Origin of the sequence: Halanaerobium sp. ST460_2HS_T2 (assembly GCF_003337665.1) — a bacterium.
In the GTDB taxonomy this organism is placed as follows: Bacteria; Bacillota; Halanaerobiia; order Halanaerobiales; family Halanaerobiaceae; genus Halanaerobium; species Halanaerobium kushneri.
Genome location: NZ_QPJF01000019.1, coordinates 1 through 17,890, shown reverse-complemented (window position 1 = coordinate 17,890; position 17,890 = coordinate 1). Strand labels below are relative to the sequence as shown.

General features: G+C 33.2%; 18 protein-coding genes. 1 reads left to right on the top strand and 17 read right to left on the bottom strand.

Going from position 1 to position 17,890, the window contains the following annotated elements; genetic code table 11:
• Nucleotides 1-114 precede the first annotated feature (114 nt).
• The 16 genes from DFR80_RS09990 to DFR80_RS09920 all read right to left on the bottom strand — a co-directional run bounded on the left by DFR80_RS09990 (nt 115) and on the right by DFR80_RS09920 (nt 15,043).
• Entirely contained in the window at nt 115-1,074 is a 960-nt protein-coding gene (locus DFR80_RS09990) for a D-2-hydroxyacid dehydrogenase (RefSeq protein ID WP_076545741.1), read from the bottom strand.
• Between the two features lie 47 nt (nt 1,075-1,121).
• Complete coding sequence (locus DFR80_RS09985; protein ID WP_076545740.1) at nt 1,122-1,673, bottom strand: AAA family ATPase; 552 nt, start codon at nt 1,671-1,673, stop codon at nt 1,122-1,124.
• Nucleotides 1,674-1,784: 111 nt separating this feature from the next.
• Entirely contained in the window at nt 1,785-2,174 is a 390-nt protein-coding gene (locus tag DFR80_RS09980; protein WP_076545739.1) for a hypothetical protein, read from the bottom strand.
• A 189-nt stretch (nt 2,175-2,363) separates the two neighbouring features.
• The gene (locus tag DFR80_RS09975) at nt 2,364-2,687 is read right to left on the bottom strand and encodes a YbjQ family protein (protein ID WP_076545738.1); all 324 of its coding nucleotides are present in this window, start codon (nt 2,685-2,687) and stop codon (nt 2,364-2,366) included.
• Nucleotides 2,659-2,886: a hypothetical protein gene (locus tag DFR80_RS09970; RefSeq protein WP_076545737.1), complete on the bottom strand. Its 228-nt coding sequence runs from the start codon at nt 2,884-2,886 to the stop codon at nt 2,659-2,661. The genes DFR80_RS09975 and DFR80_RS09970 overlap by 29 nt, the downstream gene beginning before the upstream one ends.
• A gap of 216 nt (nt 2,887-3,102) precedes the next feature.
• A complete protein-coding gene (locus tag DFR80_RS09965; protein ID WP_076545736.1) occupies nt 3,103-3,705 on the bottom strand; it encodes a hypothetical protein in 603 nt (200 codons plus the stop codon).
• A gap of 109 nt (nt 3,706-3,814) precedes the next feature.
• Nucleotides 3,815-4,612, bottom strand: coding sequence for a class I SAM-dependent methyltransferase (locus tag DFR80_RS09960; protein ID WP_233493817.1), 798 nt, complete (start codon nt 4,610-4,612; stop codon nt 3,815-3,817).
• 104 nt (nt 4,613-4,716) lie between these two features.
• A complete protein-coding gene (locus DFR80_RS09955; protein WP_199505803.1) occupies nt 4,717-5,574 on the bottom strand; it encodes an AraC family transcriptional regulator in 858 nt (285 codons plus the stop codon).
• 83 nt (nt 5,575-5,657) lie between these two features.
• Entirely contained in the window at nt 5,658-6,875 is a 1,218-nt protein-coding gene (locus DFR80_RS09950) for a DUF4932 domain-containing protein (protein ID WP_076545734.1), read from the bottom strand.
• Nucleotides 6,876-6,895: 20 nt separating this feature from the next.
• Complete coding sequence (locus DFR80_RS09945) at nt 6,896-7,402, bottom strand: GNAT family N-acetyltransferase (protein ID WP_076545733.1); 507 nt, start codon at nt 7,400-7,402, stop codon at nt 6,896-6,898.
• A 95-nt stretch (nt 7,403-7,497) separates the two neighbouring features.
• Complete coding sequence (locus DFR80_RS09940; RefSeq protein ID WP_076545732.1) at nt 7,498-8,283, bottom strand: hypothetical protein; 786 nt, start codon at nt 8,281-8,283, stop codon at nt 7,498-7,500.
• A 149-nt stretch (nt 8,284-8,432) separates the two neighbouring features.
• A complete protein-coding gene (locus DFR80_RS15210) occupies nt 8,433-8,603 on the bottom strand; it encodes a hypothetical protein (protein ID WP_158537708.1) in 171 nt (56 codons plus the stop codon).
• Between the two features lie 150 nt (nt 8,604-8,753).
• Nucleotides 8,754-9,608 carry a DegV family protein gene (locus DFR80_RS09935; RefSeq protein WP_076545731.1) on the bottom strand — a complete coding sequence of 285 codons (855 nt, stop codon included), beginning with the start codon at nt 9,606-9,608 and terminating at the stop codon, nt 8,754-8,756.
• A 97-nt stretch (nt 9,609-9,705) separates the two neighbouring features.
• Nucleotides 9,706-10,593 (bottom strand): sensor domain-containing diguanylate cyclase, encoded by an 888-nt coding sequence (locus tag DFR80_RS09930; protein WP_076545730.1) that lies wholly within the window; start codon nt 10,591-10,593, stop codon nt 9,706-9,708.
• Nucleotides 10,594-10,779: 186 nt separating this feature from the next.
• Nucleotides 10,780-11,079, bottom strand: coding sequence for an SHOCT domain-containing protein (locus DFR80_RS09925; protein WP_076545729.1), 300 nt, complete (start codon nt 11,077-11,079; stop codon nt 10,780-10,782).
• 148 nt (nt 11,080-11,227) lie between these two features.
• Complete coding sequence (locus DFR80_RS09920; RefSeq protein ID WP_076545728.1) at nt 11,228-15,043, bottom strand: phosphoribosylformylglycinamidine synthase; 3,816 nt, start codon at nt 15,041-15,043, stop codon at nt 11,228-11,230.
• A 121-nt stretch (nt 15,044-15,164) separates the two neighbouring features.
• Between DFR80_RS09920 and DFR80_RS09915 the strand changes: the two genes are divergently transcribed.
• On the top strand, nt 15,165-16,049 hold the full coding sequence (locus DFR80_RS09915; RefSeq protein ID WP_076545727.1) for a LysR family transcriptional regulator: 885 nt from the start codon (nt 15,165-15,167) through the stop codon (nt 16,047-16,049).
• Here DFR80_RS09915 and DFR80_RS09910 read toward each other — a convergent pair.
• The gene (locus DFR80_RS09910; protein ID WP_158537707.1) at nt 16,041-17,771 is read right to left on the bottom strand and encodes an HD domain-containing phosphohydrolase; all 1,731 of its coding nucleotides are present in this window, start codon (nt 17,769-17,771) and stop codon (nt 16,041-16,043) included. The genes DFR80_RS09915 and DFR80_RS09910 overlap by 9 nt on opposite strands.
• Between the last annotated feature and the right edge of the window lie 119 nt (nt 17,772-17,890).

The window sequence follows — 17,890 nt, the reverse complement described above, 5'->3', positions numbered from 1 at the left end:
ATAATTATTCTGATAAAAATAATCATATTTGTTATTAAATATACTTCTTTACTCAGGTTGATTTTCCTGCTTTAAAAAGAAAAAAACTGCCGGAAAGCAGTTTTTTTTACAAAATTAATATTTTAATTTAAAATCAACTATATTTTTAAGCTGTTGACCATTGAGATAGCTCCGCAAATTGTCTTTAAAAATTTCAAAACGCCGCTGGTCGTTTGTAGGCGAAAAGCCAGAAGTATGCGGTGTTAAAATCACATTATCCAGATCCCAGAGTTGACTGTTTTCCGGCAGAGGCTCTGGATCTGTTACATCAAGTCCTGCTCCTGAAATCCAGTTGTTTTTTAGAGCCTCAATCAGCTGATCCTGTTTAATTAAAGTACCTCGACCTATATTAACTATAAAAACAGAGTCTTTCATTAATTTAAATTCATCTCGTCCAATTATGCCTTCTGTTTTAGGAGTAGCCGGGAGAGTCAAAATAAGATAATCCGATTCCTTTAATAGTTTATCAAGGTCATCACTTAAATATATTTTATCCACATATTCGGGAGTTTCAATCATGGTTCTTTTTAAGGCCAGAACTTTAGCTCCCCAGGCCTTTGCTCTTTTAGCCACTGTACTACCGATATCCCCAAAACCTAAAATCCCAACTGTGGAATTAAAGAAATCCTTAATTTCAGTTTTACGCTGCCAATTTTTGTCCTTCTTATCATAGGCATAATCAATTAAATTCCGATTATGAGCCATAATCATCGAAAATACATGTTCGGCTATTGGTTTCCCATAAACTCCACTTGAATTTGTCAGTAAAACATCATTTTTTTGATATATTTCTTGATTTGCATAGCGGTCAACACCAGCACTGGGGAGATGAAGCCACTTCAAATTTTCAGCCTTTTTGACCAAATCAGTTTTGGGCCAGCCAAATACTATCTCCGCCTCTTTAAGTAAAGGTAGATAATCCTCGCTGGAATCAATTAAATTTAGTTTGAGTTCCGAATCCAGCTGATTTATTTCTGCTTCAGCTCCTGCTGGCAGGTCAAAAATTTCATTTTTGATAACTAATATATTGTGCAATTTAGTATACTCCTCTCTTTTATTTTAAAACTAAAATTTTTGAAAATTTAGCTTTCCAGTTCTTCAATTTTAGCCTCTATTAACGATACAATCTCTTTGATTGTTTTTTCGCCCTCAATTTTTAGAATCGGACAATTTAATTTCTGCATCCACTCTTCGTGGGTTCTCCTGTTTCTGAATTCCGTCTGATCATAATCATATCTTGCCGCTGAATCTAAAAATTTCTGGTGCCTCTCAAACATTTTACCTCCGGGCAGCACTGCACTGCCGAACCGCTGCTGCTCTCTGCTTTTTAGCCTTCTTAATCTAACATTAATTGGTGTCCAGAGATAGATCACAAGATCAAAGGAATCCCTAAAAACATCTCCCCAGCCACAAAAAGAACCACTAATTATCCAGCGGCTTTCATTTCTAAGATCTTTTTTTAGCAGACAGCGGCGTTCTTCAATTGAACGTAGTTGCTGATAGGGGGGATCAGTTGGTTTCCAGAAATAATTATCAGCATCAAAATGAGCAAAATTATGTTTTTTGCTCAGTGCTTTAGCAACTGTTGTAGTCCCAGAACCTGATGGTCCTAAAATATGTAGATGATTTATCATTTTTCTGCTCCTTATTAGCTAAATTAACATTCTGTTAAGATATTTATTCAATAAATTTAGTTAATTACCTGCTTTTAAAACAAAAAGCGAGCAGAAATCTGCTCACTTTCATTAAGAAACAGTCTTTTCACTAATTATTAATCTAAGTGAAATAAGCATTTCTACTCCACCAATTATAAAGTAAATAATATGCAAAAAATTAATAGTTCTCATCATTACACACTGGACAACAATCCAACCAGCAAGAACAAGCCCCATAAAATGGCTAATATAAAAGCTATAATCATAGTTTTTAAATAAAATAACTGCTGCAAAAATATTACCTAATCCTATAATTACAAATAAAATTATACCTGGAACTAAAAAACTATTAAAAGGTGAGTTCTCTAAAACATCAATAGGAATCCCCATTGGGCTAAGCGGATTAATAATTGCCCCTCCACCGCCAAATAAAGCACCTATTCCAACAAAAAAATGAAAAAAAGTTAATAGTTTTTTCATAATTTTCCTTTCTTATCAGGCTTCAGCGCTATTAGTTATTTAATCAGCTTCTGAACTAAATTTGGAATTTCTCCTTTAATTTTTTTAAAATAAGCCATTAAAAAATTCCTCCACATTTATATTTTTGTCTCCTATAATAAAAAATATTTAAATCTCAGCGTAAATTTTATTAACTTAAAGTTCTTAGAATCAATTTAACTTTACAGCTGTACCGTAAGCTAAAATTTCTGCTGCGCCGCCCATTACCTGTGAGGTTGTAAAGCGAACATTTACTACTGCATCCGCATTTAAACTTTCAGCTTCCTCAATCATTCTTTTTAGAGCCTCTTCTCGAGCTTCACTAATCATCTGAGTATATTCCTTTACCTCGCCTCCAACTATATTTCTTAAGCCAGCCATAATGTCACTGCCAATATGTCTGGCTCTAATTGTATTTCCCCTTACAAGACCCAGCTGCCCCGATATTTCTCTACCTGCTACACTCTCAGTATTTACGATGATCAAATTTTTCATTTTTTTTATCCTCCCACCTTTCCTTGATTAAGGCAATTAAAATTATTAGCAGAGCAATAATTAAACCACCAAGAGCAAATCTAATTAAAAGTGGTAAACCTGGGTCATTAATGATGACCAGCATTAAATGATAAAGACCACTCCCGATTAGAAAAGCAAGACTGATTAACAGAAGAATTATTCCAATTTTTTTCAGCATTTACATCACCCTTAAAATAAAAAGTGTTCACTTTTAAACCTTTATAACATCAAGAATCGCAAGCAAATAAAATATAATCCCTGATAAGCCAATTAACCCCAGATACTTCAACTTTGGGTATTTGTATCTAAAAGCAGAAAAGAAACTCAAATTCTAAATTATCAATGCGTTTCCTCCCTTTTTGGTCCCGGGTGCATAGAAAAATATCCCATTTATTTAAAACTGGAAAATCATATAGGCCTCTCTCCATGCTGCAGCTGCAAGTATCAAGAATGAAATAATAATTGCAAAGTAGTTTTTCTTCTTTAGTTTATCTCGCTCCGATTTAGGTACAGCTTCAGATTTTTTTAAAAAACTCTCTGACTTATTTATCGCTATTTTATCAGTGGCCACAGCCAGAAGTACGGCAGCCATCATCTCATATGGTCCACTTCGCATAAACACTTTCCAGCTCGGCGCCAACTTTTCTGTCATCTGAATAGCAAAAGAATTTGTACCAAGAATTAGACCATATAGTGTGGTCCAGGCCAGAGGGACCAAATAACCAAAGGCAAAATATTTAACCCGGAGAATATAATTACCAGCTATAATAACAAAAAACCCAAGTGTATTTATAATAAAAATTTTAAAAAATTCTAATACCAAACTGAAAGCTGCACTATCTCCGGCCAAATTACTAAGAGCCATTCTTCCTCTTAATAAACCATCTGGCAGAAAATGATAGGAAATAAACCAGCTTGAAAAAAGCAGGAATAATGAAAGTAAATATAGACCAAAAAATCTTACAATTATTCTATCACTTTTTAATAAATTTTTCACTTTTTTCTCCTTATCTCAGCTACTGTTAAATTTTAAATTTAACTGTCAATTATTAGAAAATATCAATTCTAATCTATATATCTAATATATATAAACAGAAGCAATAAATTTATTTCTTCTCAGCTGTCATAATTAAGGGAATTGAATTTAATTCTCTAAACTGGTCTCCATTTGAATTACCATAAACATTCTTTATTTTAAATCCAGCCTGATTTAAATCTGCTTCCAGCTCTGACCTGCAGAGCGGATATAACTCAATTTTATTTTTCGATAAAATTTGATCATTAAAGTGATCGATCAATCTTGTTATAAAATAAATTACATTTTTCTCTTCAGCATATTTATAATCCCGCTCAAAGCGGACAGAATCATCCTGACTGTAAATTGTGGGCAGTCCATCTAAATCAAGCTCCAGGATTCGATAATAATTTACTATCTGAATAAATATTTTCCCACCAGCTTTTAAGAGCTCAGCTGCCAGTTTTAAAAACTCTTTAATTTCTTCTTTTTGAAGATGAACCAGCACATTACCAATTATATAAATACCATCAAAGCTGGCATCCTTAAATTTTTCCTTTAAATGCAGCATACCCAGCCTATAAAAGTCAACATTTACCCGGGCTGCTTCTATTTTTGATTCGGCTATTGAAATCATTTCCGCATCTATATCAACCGCTTGCAGCTGATATCCTTTTTCTGCCAGAGCTATACTGTAACTTCCGGTGCCACAGCCGACATCAAGCAGTTTTATATCATCTTTTTTATCCTTCAGATCCTTAAATGTATTATCAATCAATTCCAGCTTTTTGTCATTAAGTGGAAAAATTTTATCATAGTTTTTACTGAACTCTGAATAAAATTCCATATTTATCACTCCCAGACCAAAGTTAATTAAATTACTTATCATTATCAAATTTAGCCATTAATCAAAAATGTCCTGCTTCATAAGTAAATTTAATTTTCAAAAAAACTCTATAACCAGAGGTGTGGCTATAGAGTTTTTTGCAGTTATTATTTTTTGATTGGAATCCAGATTTCTGATCTGTAATCTTCAGCCTCAGGATTACCGGGTAGATAGACTTCTAATTCAGGTCCTCCAGCATGTTCATAGCCTGTGGAAGGGAACCATTCTGAATAAATACGCTGCCAAACTTTTTGAATCGCATCAGGCATTGGGCCCACAACTTCGAATACTGCCCAGCTGTTTGCTGGTATAAATCTTGCTTCAACTTCAAAATCAAGCTCCCTATTTGGCTCCTCAACTGCAATCATATACCTCATTCTATCCTTATTTTCTTCATAATCCATACAGATACCAAGAATCCCCATTTGATCAGCAAGTGGATACAACTTTTCGCAAAACCCATTTTGATTGCATTGATCCCAGAACTCAGGTATTTCTTTGAAATTCTGTCCATCAAGAGTAGAAACCTGAATACTCTTCCCAACAACTTTAAACTCTTCTTTTTCAACAATTCGATAATCCATATTTTCAGCCCCCTGTAGTTTTAGTTGGAAAAAGAGACGCGGATAGGCCTTTAATTTTGAGTCAGTATTTTTTACTGTTGAAGGATTTATCCCGTGAAGTCTGCTGAATGCTTTAGAAAAGGATTCAGCTGTTGAATAACCATATTTAACTGCCACATCAATGACTTTAGAATTATCTGAGGCAAGATCTTGAGCCGCTAAAGTAAGCCTTCTCTTGCGGATGTATTCTGCGACAGTATAACCTGCTAACATATTAAACATCCTTTGAAAATGGAATTTTGATAAACAGGCTATTTTAGCTACTTCTTCAATCTTAAACTCCTCACAGATATTTTCTTCAAGATAATCAATGCTTTGATTTAATTTTTTAATATATTCCAAACCGATCTCCCCTTCCATAAATAATCATAACAGAATATATATACTGCAGCCTGTCAATTAATGCTTTCTGATGACAGATCTTATTAATTTTTTATAAGAGCTGATAAATCAAAAAAATCTTTGTTATTTTCTGCAGCCCAATTGATGATCTCTGGATAAAGATCAACTAGTTTTTCATCATTCTTCTTGTTTTGATATAACTGAAGTAGTCTTTGATTAAACTCCCTGTATTCTTTAAACTGACGTCCCTGAATCATAATCAGCTCTTGAATATTTCTAGTCTTCTCAAATAACTTTTCCTCAAAATTTTCTGCTGCAAATACTATAAAGGTGGCCCAGGTCATATACTCATTAAAAGTCATTGGTATGCTGCTATAACCCTGCTGCTGATTCCATTTTTTAAAGTTACTAAAAGCTGGAGCAATATCAGATAAATAATTATTTGTTGCCGGATTAACATAATTATGGTCAATTTCAGTAAATAAATTACTAATAAATAATCCCCGCTGTTCATCTTTGCTTAATTTACCATTAAAACTCTGGCTGTAAGAATCAAGCCCCTGAACAAAAATAAATGTTTCCTGATAATCATAGTTTTTTGCCTTAAAGGCAAAAGTATTATGAGGAGTGGAACCAGCCAGAGGAGAAAATACTATACGGTGAGAATCATATTCAACCAAAAAATTCATTTCAAGCCAGCTCCAAATCTGCTTGATCATCGATTTCTTTTCAAATTGATTTATCTGATTTTGATAATAATCTTGATGATTTTTATAAAAGGCCAAAAACTTACTCTTTTCAGCAAAATCTAAAAAGAGATTAAGATTCATGCTAAAATTATTATCACTGTAAAATGGATAGTTGGAATTTGCTATCAGTTTTTCGCCTTCAAAATTATAATAAGCGGAATAATTTTTCCATTTATTATAATTGCCGCGTGATTTAGTTAATGAATCACTTAGCTTTTTTACAATTGGATGCTGTTTATATTCCTTGAAATATCTTTGAACCTCCTGATAATATTCAGTATCCTTATAAATCATCCCTGAACTCTGTCCATATTCGCCAAGTGAAATGATAATGTGAAGCAGCTCATATGTTTTTGGAATTTCAATTCTTAATTTTCCTCTATTCTGCTCAATATGCTCTTTTTTTATTTCGATTCCTGAAATTATGGAAACAGTTTTTAAATCTGAAGTAGAATAAGTGTATTTCCAGGGCTGCCATAATAAAAGTATAATTAATGATATTACAAATAAAGCAACTATCCAAAACCATTTCCCTTTGATTTTGAAACACATGCTGAACCTCCTGTTTGTTTTTAAACAAAACTATAATAATCCTTGTCCATATTTATTTTTGATTTATCAAGTAAATAACCAGCTTTTGCTAGAACTTTTGCCGAAGCAGAATTATCTTTTTCAACAATCCCCCAGATTACCTCTAAATTAAGTTCTTTTTGAGCCCAGGCTGAAAATACTTTAACCGCTTCCGTAGCATAACCAGCACCCTGATATTTTTCTTCCACTGCATAACCAACTTCAACAAGATCATCAACAGGACTTAGGCCAATGTGACCAATTAATTCTTTGTTTTTCTTTAGCTCAATTCCCAGAACAAATGGTTTTTTTAAAGGGTCTACTTCTGAATAAGATTCAATCAAAAAATTAATAACTTCTGCGGCTTTTTCTTGATTCTTATAGTACTGATCTGACAGCCATCTTCTAATTCCCTCTTCCTGACTCATCTGAAAGACTTTTTTCAAATCACTTTTTTTAAACAATCTCAGCTTTAATCTCTTTGTTTCAAAACTAATTTCATTCTTCATTAAAATTTTCCCAACCTTTGTTTTAATTTTGTCTTTTCACAATATAGTTATATAATATAAATTTCACAATCTAAAAATAAAATAAATAACTCCCTTTATAAATCTGCCACAGGGGTTTTATCTTCCAGCCAGGTCAGTTCTGTATCCAGCATGAATTGATGGGGCCAGTTTATATCTGTATCTACCCAATTTTTATAAGTTTTAATAACCTGATAAAATTTTTCCACTAATTTTTGATCAGGGATGGCCATTAAATCATCGATAGTTTTCATCAATTGATCCGGCTTATCTTCAATTTCAGCCAAAACTCTCAGAAACCACTTATGAAAAGGATAAAGACATTCATTTTCTGCTAAAATCAAGCGCCCGCCAAATAGAACCAGATTATTAACTGCCCGATTGAGCAGATACTGATTATTTAGTTTAATCGCCTCTTCTGCATACCATTTCCAGGCTTCAAATTGAGCATAAAATCTCTCTATTTTATCCTGTTTTTCTTTAACCGGATAAACTGTAATTTTAGCGAGCAGACCTGCTAAATCAGCAATTCGAGAAAAAATTATTTCTGCTCCCTCAAAAGCAAAACGAGCTGGCTCACTTCCTCTTTCGGCAACTTTTTCCATAAACTCTAAACTTATATATTTGCCGTCAATATACTCGGTTGGAGCCACAGCTAATTCTGGATCAAAATATGTAAGTTTTCCTATATTTTTTCTTGTAAGGTAATCTTCTTTGCTAACAATAAACAACACATCTAAATCAGAGCTTTCCCGCTCAAAACCATGAGCTATTGATCCACATAAAAGCAGAGCTTTTATGTCGGTATTCTCAATAATTTTATTCTTCAAATTCTCAAGTGTTTTTTTGTGATGTTGATACATATTATTCCTCCAGCAAATTATTAATTATAAAAGCTTATATATCTCATTAAATTATCTTCGCTATTAAAGTTAATAATCCTCTATTAAATAAAAAACCTCTTCTGCTGTTAACAAAAGAGGTCTCTAAAATAATATTATATTTTTTAATTTTAATGTTTTCTCCAACATAACCACCATTCAGAACACTCCACCTCTCCCTGTTTAATTAATTCTTCTCTTTTTTCAAGATGAGACTTATTATTTTCTGGATGCTTGATCAGCTTATAATCAAATACCTGACTGTCGGACCAATTAAACTGTTCTTTATTTTTTTTAGCCATTTTGCTCACTCCTCACTATTTGATATTGATTATTATTTTCAATTATAATAAAAATAAGTATTTTTGTCAAGTAAATAAGCAAAAAAGAGCAGCCATTTAAGCTGCCCTTTAAATCTTTAATAATTTTCATTCATAATAAAGTTATTAAATCTAATCTAATTCTGTTAATACAACACCTATTAAACCAGGGCTAGTATGCACAACCATTACCGGACTAATTTCGCTAAAATATGTTTCTTTTACCTGGGCCAGCTCTTTAAATTTATCGAGAAGCCCCCTGGCTTCTTCTTCGGCTGCTGCATTCATTACATCAACTACATATTCCTTGCCTTCCTCCAATTTATCTTTGATAATAGAATACATTTTCTTTAGTGAACGCCGTCGTCCTCTAACTTTATCAAAAGTAAAGTATTCTCCATCTTCATCAATAGCAATAATAGGCTTAATATTTAAAAATTCCGCAATAGTTCCTGATACTTTACCAATACGCCCACCCTTTTTGAGGTATTTAAGAGTTTCAACTACAAAAAAGACCTCTATTTTATCCTTTTTAGCTTCTACTTTTTCAATTATTTTATCAAATGATACTTCAGCTTCATTTACCAGAGAACTTGCATAAAGAACCAGTCTTCCCAGTCCTTTAGAAAGCATCTTAGAATCAATAACTTCAACTTTTATTCCATCTATTTGGTCTGCAACCATCATACAGTTACTGTAAGTTGCGGACAGTCCACTCGAAATATGAATAGATATAATATGGGTATAGCCTTCATCTTTTAACTCATTATAAACATCCATAATTTCCTGTGGGGAGGGCATAGAAGTAGTTGGGATTTCTTTCTCAAAACTCTCATAGACCTCTGCTGGAGTTATATCAACTCGGTCATGGTACTGAGAATCACTGTAAATAACTTTTAAAGGAATAGATTTAATCCCGAATCTCTTTAAATCATCTTGAGTTAAATCAGATGTACTATCAGTTACAACCGCAATTTTTTCTTTCATTATTTTTTCTCCTTCTAACTGTGACTTAATTTAAGCATAATCAAAAATTTTAAAATTTTGTTGACAACAAATCATATTATAGCAGAAATAAGCCTATTTAAGCAAATTTATGGTTAAAGTTAACTACACAATTACCACCATCGTTCTTACAACTGTAAAGAGCTTTATCTGCTTTATCAATTAATTCTTCAAAGTTGTTTTCTTTGTTTAAAGTTACAGTCCCGATACTGCAAGAAATTGCAAGTTCTGGCTCCTTTTTAATCTTAACTTTTTCTATACTTTCCAGAATTCTAACTGCCACCTTACTGGCAGCCATAGTACTGGTCCCGGGAAGTCCAACTACAAATTCGTCACCTCCATAACGAGCAAAAAGATCAAAATCTCTGATAACTTTATTAACAGCCTCTGTAATTGACTTTAAAACTTGATCTCCGATTAGATGTCCGTAATTATCATTAATTGATTTAAATTTATCAACATCAAACATAATTACCGAAAGAGGAGTTTTATTTTCAACTGACTTAAAATATTCTTCCTGCATTAAATCGAAAAAATACTGACGATTGAAAATCCCGGTAAGTCCGTCCTGGGTAGCTCTTTCCTTATACTGCTGGCCCCTAATACGCTCCGTAATATCAACACAGCTGCCGACAAAACCAGCAAAGTTTCCCGCTTCATCATAAAATGGAGCTCCTGTATCATCAATCCAGCGGTATTCTCCATCATGTCTCTGCAGTCGGTAAACCATGTTGAAACGCTTTTTTTGATTAAAATTTTCTAAATAAATTTTCATACATTCTTCTTTATCATCAGGATGCACTCCATCTTCAAACCAGCCGTTGCCATATTCCTCTCCTAAACTTCGCCCCCTAAAATCAAGCCAGGTTTGATTGAAGTAATAACATTTTGCATCAACACCAGAAACCCAGATTAAATTAGGCGTATTTTCAACAATTCTTTTATACTGCTCAAGCTTTAAACCCATCTGCTGATCTCCTCTCTACTATTCTTACAATTTTACTTATATTTAAATATATTATACTATTTTTAGAACCTAATGTACAACTAACGTTTAACATTCTTTTTTTTAGATTATAATTTTCTAAAATCAAAAAAGCAGCTTCAACTCTCTTACGAGAATCAAAGCTGCTCCTGGATTAACTTATATAATTTATCTTCTCAAATTTCTAATGATTTCATCAAACTCATCCTTGGAAATTTCTCCCTTTGCATAACGCTGACGGGCGGTTTCTTCGGCACTGTCTCTATGGTCACTTCTTATCTGTTCTCTATTATAGTAAGAGTTATTATTCCGCTGATTATAATTTTTGCCTTCATTGCCTTTCTGAACAATAAAATAAATTACTGCTGCCAGAATAATTACCCAAAAAAACATCATAAATCCTCCACCTCCTAGATAATTGTTAAATCCCATGTGGCCAAATCCACCCATGTGACCAAATCTAAACATATTATCACTACTCCTTTTATAAACTTGAGTGCTTTGCTTTAATTATATCATAAAGTAAGAATGTGAAGGAAATATGAATTTTATTATATTTTTGGAATTATACTTAATTTGATTAAATTGTTTCTGCTAACTAATGATAAGGATACATCTATTTTCTAAAATAATCTACGCCTGACTTAAAGAGCATCTGATCTTTTTGACCTATTATATTTTTAGCAACATTATTTCCAATTCTCTCTGAATGTCCCATTTTACCCAAAACCCTACCATCTGGACTGCAGATTCCTTCTACTGCTGCAATTGAACCATTAGGATTATGCGGCATTTCCATAGTTGGATTTCCCTTTAAATCAACATATTGAGTTACAATCTGTTTTTTAGCATTTAATTCTTTTATCATTTCAGCTGAAGCAACAAAACGCCCTTCACCATGAGAAACAGGAATTGTATGGATATCTCCCGGTTTTACTTTAGTCAGCCAGGGAGAATTATTGGAAATAATTTTTGTATTTACCATTTGAGATACATGCCGCCCAATTGTATTATATGTTAAAGTAGGAGAATCAGCGGTTAAATCTCGAATCTCCCCATAAGGTAGCAATCCCAGCTTAACCAGAGCCTGAAAACCATTACAAATTCCAAGCATCAAACCATCTCTATTATTTAATAAATTCATAACTGCCTCTTTAATCTCCGGATTTCTAAAAACAGTGGCAATAAACTTACCAGATCCATCGGGTTCATCTCCAGCACTAAAACCACCAGGCAGCATGACAATCTGGGAATTTCTAATTAAAGCAGCTATTTTTTCTATTGAACTTTCTATCTGTTCTGGTTCTAAATTTTTAAAAATAAAGGTCTCAATTTCAGCTCCTGCTTCTCTAAACTGTCTCGCTGTATCATACTCACAGTTTGTTCCCGGGAAAACTGGAATCAATACCCGGGGTTTAGCAGTCTTAAAGTTTGCAGAAAAACTATTTTGACTCTGAGAAAGATCAACTTTAAGTAATTTTTGCTGTTCTTTAGAAGAAATTAAATCAGCAAATTCTTCTTCCTCAGTTGTAGTTTTATATATTTTTTCCAGAGGTTCTTCCCAGCTCTTTAAAGCAGCTTCAATATTAATTTCTATCTGAGCAACTTTAATTACTTCTTCAATTATGGTTCTACCAATTAATTTGAAATCTATTCCGTCAAACATCTCTGCTGGTTCATATTTTCCGTCAACTTCTAAAACTAAAGCACCATATTCAGGCGAAAAGAATTCTGATTCGCTCAGCTGAGAAGTTATTTCAACCCCAATTTTGTTGCCAAAGCTCATCTTTGACAGGGCTTCAGCCAGCCCTCCAAATGTTACTGCAGAAGCAGCTTTTATTTTTCCTGCTGCTATTAACTGTTCTACTTTTTTATAGGCCTGTTTGAGTTTTTCTATATTTGCTAATTCGTCCTCTCCTCGCTCTACAGGAAGATAGATAATTTTACTATTAACATCTTTAAACTCTGGAGAAATCACATTATTAATATCAACAGTATCAACTGCAAAAGAAACTAAAGTTGGCGGTACATCTATTTCATGAAAAGTTCCTGACATACTGTCTTTACCACCTATAGCTGGTAATTCAAATTCTTTTTGTGCCTGATAAGCTCCCAATAAAGCACTAAAAGGCTTACCCCATCTCTCAGGATCCTGACGCAGACGCTCAAAGTACTCCTGAAAAGTAAACCTAATTTTACTGTAATCACCACCAGAAGCCACAATTTTGGCAATTGATTCTATAACAGCATAAAAAGCTCCATGAAAAGGACTCCAGGTAGTTAATTTTGAATCATAACCATGGCTCATAATTGTCCCCGTGTTTGTTTCTCCTTCTATTAGCGGTATTTTAGCTGACATAGCCTGAGTTGGAGTTAACTGAAACTTTCCTCCATAAGGCATTGTTACACTTCCACCACCGATTGAACTATCAAATTTTTCAACCAACCCTTTTTGACTTGCTACATTAATATTCGCCAGATTCTGCAGCCATTTTGATTTCAAATTATCTGCTTCAGCCAGACGTTCAACTACAGCTCTTTTGAAATAATTATCAGCCGCTTCCGGTTTGGTAACCTTAACTTCTGTAGTTTGAGTAGCCCCGTTTGTATCCAGAAAACTTCTACTCAAGTTAACAATATCATCACCATTCCAGCGCATAATTAATCGATTATGATTTTTAACCTCAGCTACAACGGTTGCCTCTAAATTTTCTTCTGCAGCCAGAGCAATAAAACTCTCAACATCTTCTTTGCCTATAACAACTGCCATTCTTTCCTGTGACTCCGAAATAGCAAGTTCAGTCCCATCCAGGCCTTCATATTTTTTTGGTACAGCGTCTAAATTAATTTCCAGTGCATCTGCCAGCTCACCAATGGCTACAGACACTCCTCCAGCACCAAAGTCATTACAGACTTTAATTTTCTTACTCACTTCAGGATTTCGAAACAAACGCTGTATTTTTCTCTCAGTCGGTGGATTACCTTTTTGTACTTCAGCACTGCTCTCTTCTATCGATTCTTCTGTATGCACCTTGGAAGAACCAGTTGCACCTCCACAACCATCACGACCAGTTTTACCACCAAGAAGAATAACTATATCCCCAGCTAAGGCCTCTCCTCGAAAAACATTTTCTTTAGGAGCTGCTGCAATAACTGCTCCTATTTCCATATGTTTAGCGAGATAACGTTCATTATAAATTTCATTAACCATCCCTGTTGCCAGACCAATCTGATTACCATAAGAGCTGTAGCCATCCGAAGCTTCCTGGACGATTTTTTTCTGTGGTAATTTACCTTCCAGCGTCTCCTCAATTGGAGTTCTTGGGTCCCCAGCACCGGTAACTCTCATTGCCTGATATACATAAGAACGCCCGGAAAGCGGATCTCTAATCGCTCCTCCAAGACAGGTGGCTGCTCCACCAAAGGGCTCAATTTCTGTCGGATGGTTGTGAGTCTCATTTTTAAACATCACCAGCCAGTCTTCATCCTTACCGTTTACGTCAACTTTAACTTCTATACTGGCTGCATTTACCTCATTTGAAATTTCTAAGTCTTCCAATTTCCCTTCTGCTCTTAATTCTTTCATTCCCATTAAGGCAATATCCATAAGGCAAATATCTTTTTCTTTATTCTGATAAATCTTTTTGCGTCCCGTTAAATATTCTCGATAGGCTTTTTTAACCCCCCGGGTAAATTTACTCTCTTCAATTTCTACATTCTCAATTTTAGTCAAAAAAGTTGTATGTCGGCAGTGATCAGACCAGTAAGTATCCAGCACTCTAATCTCAGTAATAGTCGGATTTCTTTTTTCATCTTCTCTAAAATATTTCTGAGTATGTTTTAAATCTTCAATACTCATTGCCAGGCCAAATTCAGATAAGATATTTTTTAGTTCTTTTTCATCTGCTTTAATAAAACCTGTTATACTTTCAACTTTATCCGGCAGTTTATAACTCATTTTTAAATTTTCCGGTTTCTTTAGCTCAGCCTCTCTGGAGTCAACTGGATTAATATAGTAATCTTTTATTTTTTCGACATCTTCTTCACTTAAATCACCTGTTAAAATAAAAATTTGGGCCACTCGCACAATAGGCTTTTCATCATTATTTAAAATCTGAATACACTGTTCAGCAGAATCTGCCCTCTGGTCATATTGTCCCGGCAGATATTCTACTGCAAATATCTTAGCTTCTGCAGCTGCTGTAATTTCCTCCTGATAAGTCAGATCCACAGGCAGCTCTGCCAGGATTGTCTCACACGCCTTTCTGTAAGCCGAATCCGAAATAGCTGTTATATCATAGCGGTTCAACAATCGCAGTCCTTCTAGACTATCAAGTTCCAGACTTTCTCTAAAATCATGCAGAAGTTCTTCTGCCTTAACATCAAAACCTTCTTTTTTTTCAACAAAAACCCGTCTGATCTGCTCTGCCATTTTTAGCTCTCCTTTTTGAAAATTTTATATGCAAAAAAATCTCTTGCAATTTAATTATAGAATGATACACTTAAGTAGTAAAATTAATAATACTTATACTATTGATAAGGAGTGTTAATCAATGGCTTTAAATTATGAATTATATAAAGTCTTTTATCAGGTAGCCAGCTCTTTAAGCTTTTCCAGAGCTGCTGAAAATTTATTTATATCTCAGTCTGCAGTCAGTCAGAATATTAAAAATTTAGAAAATGAATTAAATACTGACCTATTTATTCGCAGTACCAAAAAAGTTGAGCTGACTAAAACAGGTAAAATTCTGTTTGAACACATTGAACCGGCGTATAACTTAATAGAAAATGGAGAAAAGAGTATTAAAGAAATCAATGCTTTAAAAAAGGGTGAAATTCACATTGGAGCGAATGATACAATTTCCAAAGATTTTTTGCTTCCCTATTTAAATAAATTTCATCAGCTCTATCCAGATATTCAAATCCAAATAACAAATAGAACTTCCAGTACCTGTATTGAACTACTGCAGCAAAATAAGGTTGATCTAATTATTAGCAATCTACCAAATCAAAAAATTAACAAAGAAATGGAAGTTAAAACAATATACAGTTTTAATGATATCTTCATTGCCGGAAATGAGTTTAAAGAAATTAAAGGACAAATTAAGCCACTAAAAATACTTAAAAAATATCCGCTCTTAATGCTTGAACCTAAAACAACTACCCGTAGATTTCTGGATAAAACTTTAAGTGAAATGGAAATAGAAATTACACCGGCAATTGAACTTGGCAGTGTTGATCTTTTAATTGAAATGACCAAAATTGGACTTGGAATTGCTTTTGTGCCGGAATATTGTCTCAATCTCAACAGCAATGATTTATTTAAAATAAATATAAAAGAAAAACTGCCAGCAAGAAAACTGGCTGTTGTAAAAATGAAAAATATTCCACTGTCTAATGCGGCGGAAAAATTTCTGCACTTATTTAAATTAAATTGAATTTACAGAACTAATTTCTTCAAATAATACTTTATTTATAAAAATTTCTACCAACTGGGGGTCAAACTGACTCCCAGAACATCTTTTGAGTTCTTCAACTGCATATTCAATTGAATATGCTTTTTTATAAGATCTTTCATTTGTCATGACATCAAAAGAATCAATAATAGTAATAATCCTGGCAATTAAAGGTGTTTTTTCTCCCTTTAGCCCCTGAGGATAACCATTCCCATCCCAGCGTTCATGATGAGATAAAACTCCAAGAGCAACTTCATTTAAGTGAGGTATTGATTCTACAATTTGATATCCAATTTCTGGATGGGTTTTTATTATATCATATTCTTTTTGATTTAACTTTGCCGGTTTCTTTAAAATAGATTCTGGAATAGCGACCTTCCCTATATCATGCAATTTTGCCAGCATGGATAGTTCGTCTAATTGATACCTGTTCAAACCTGCTTTTTTCCCCAATTCAATTGCCAGTTGATCCATCCTGGAAGCATGATCTTCTGTTTCAAAAGATTTGACTTGCAGAGTTTTAAGCACTGATTTAATTATATGGCTTTTAAAACTATAATTCTCAGTTAACTTATTTAAATACATATTTTCTGTTGCTTTTTTTATAACCGCAAAAATATTCTTATTAGATGCTTTCTTAACTGCTGCGCCAGCTCCAAGACTCAGCTGAACTTGATCGGCATATTTTTCTTCAGATGCTAATTTGATTTTATCCATTAACTTTTCTGTTTCCAGAAGATTTCTTTCTGGTAGAATTACCAGGAATTCATCTCCTCCAGCTCTAAAAATAAGATCTTTTTTGTCAGCCAATCTTTCTATAATTCTGGATATTTTTTGGATTATTTTATCTCCTAATTGATTACTTAAAGTTTCATTAATCAATTTTAAATTATTAATATCTAAAACAATAAAACCAACTGATATATCTTTTAAAGTATCAGGGTTTTCTAAAATACTATCATTTAAATATTTTCGATTATAGAGATTGGTTAAATCATCGTGATAAAGCATATATTCAATCTCTTTTTCTCGCTTTTTTTGTTTAGTTATATCTTTGATAATATAAATCAATGTTTTGTGATCCTGATAGGGCATTATTTTAGAATTAATTAATAAATATTTTTCAGCACCAGTTTTTTTAAATTTAACCTCATAATTTTCTACTTCATTATTTAGATCAAAGATAACTTTCTTTAATTCCAAATTATTAATAATTATCTTTTCAAAATTATGACCCAGAAGTTTAACTGCATAAGAATTACAGTATTTAATCCCATTATTATCAGTCACAATAATTCCCACCGGACTGTTTTCAACAATCAGATCATATTTTTTTTCGACCTGTTTGGAATAGAATCTTAGCTCCAGCAGCTTTTTTATTTTTTTGAGAATTACCGATTTGCTTATCGGCATTTTAACATACTCATTCAAATACCCATTAAATCCCTCTCTAATTAATCCTTTTTGCGGATTCCTGCTTATCATAATTAAGGGAAGCAAAAGAGGTTTTTGATCTTTTATAAGTTTATTTATTAAATTTTTCTTATCATGATAAGAATACTGATCAGTTATAATTAAATCAATATTATTGAACTCATCTAGATTTTTTATATCTAAAATATTATAATTAAAGCTCAAATTATTCTTTAATAAAGTAAAGTCTTTTTTGTGTTTAGTTAAAATAAGTATTTTATCATTTTTCATTACTTTCACCCGGGCCGATATTGACGTTACGTCAAATCTAATAGTTTTTTTAAAAATATTAATAGTTATCATAGTTGTCAGGTTAGGAATCTGTATAAAATGCAGGAATCCCCTCCCCT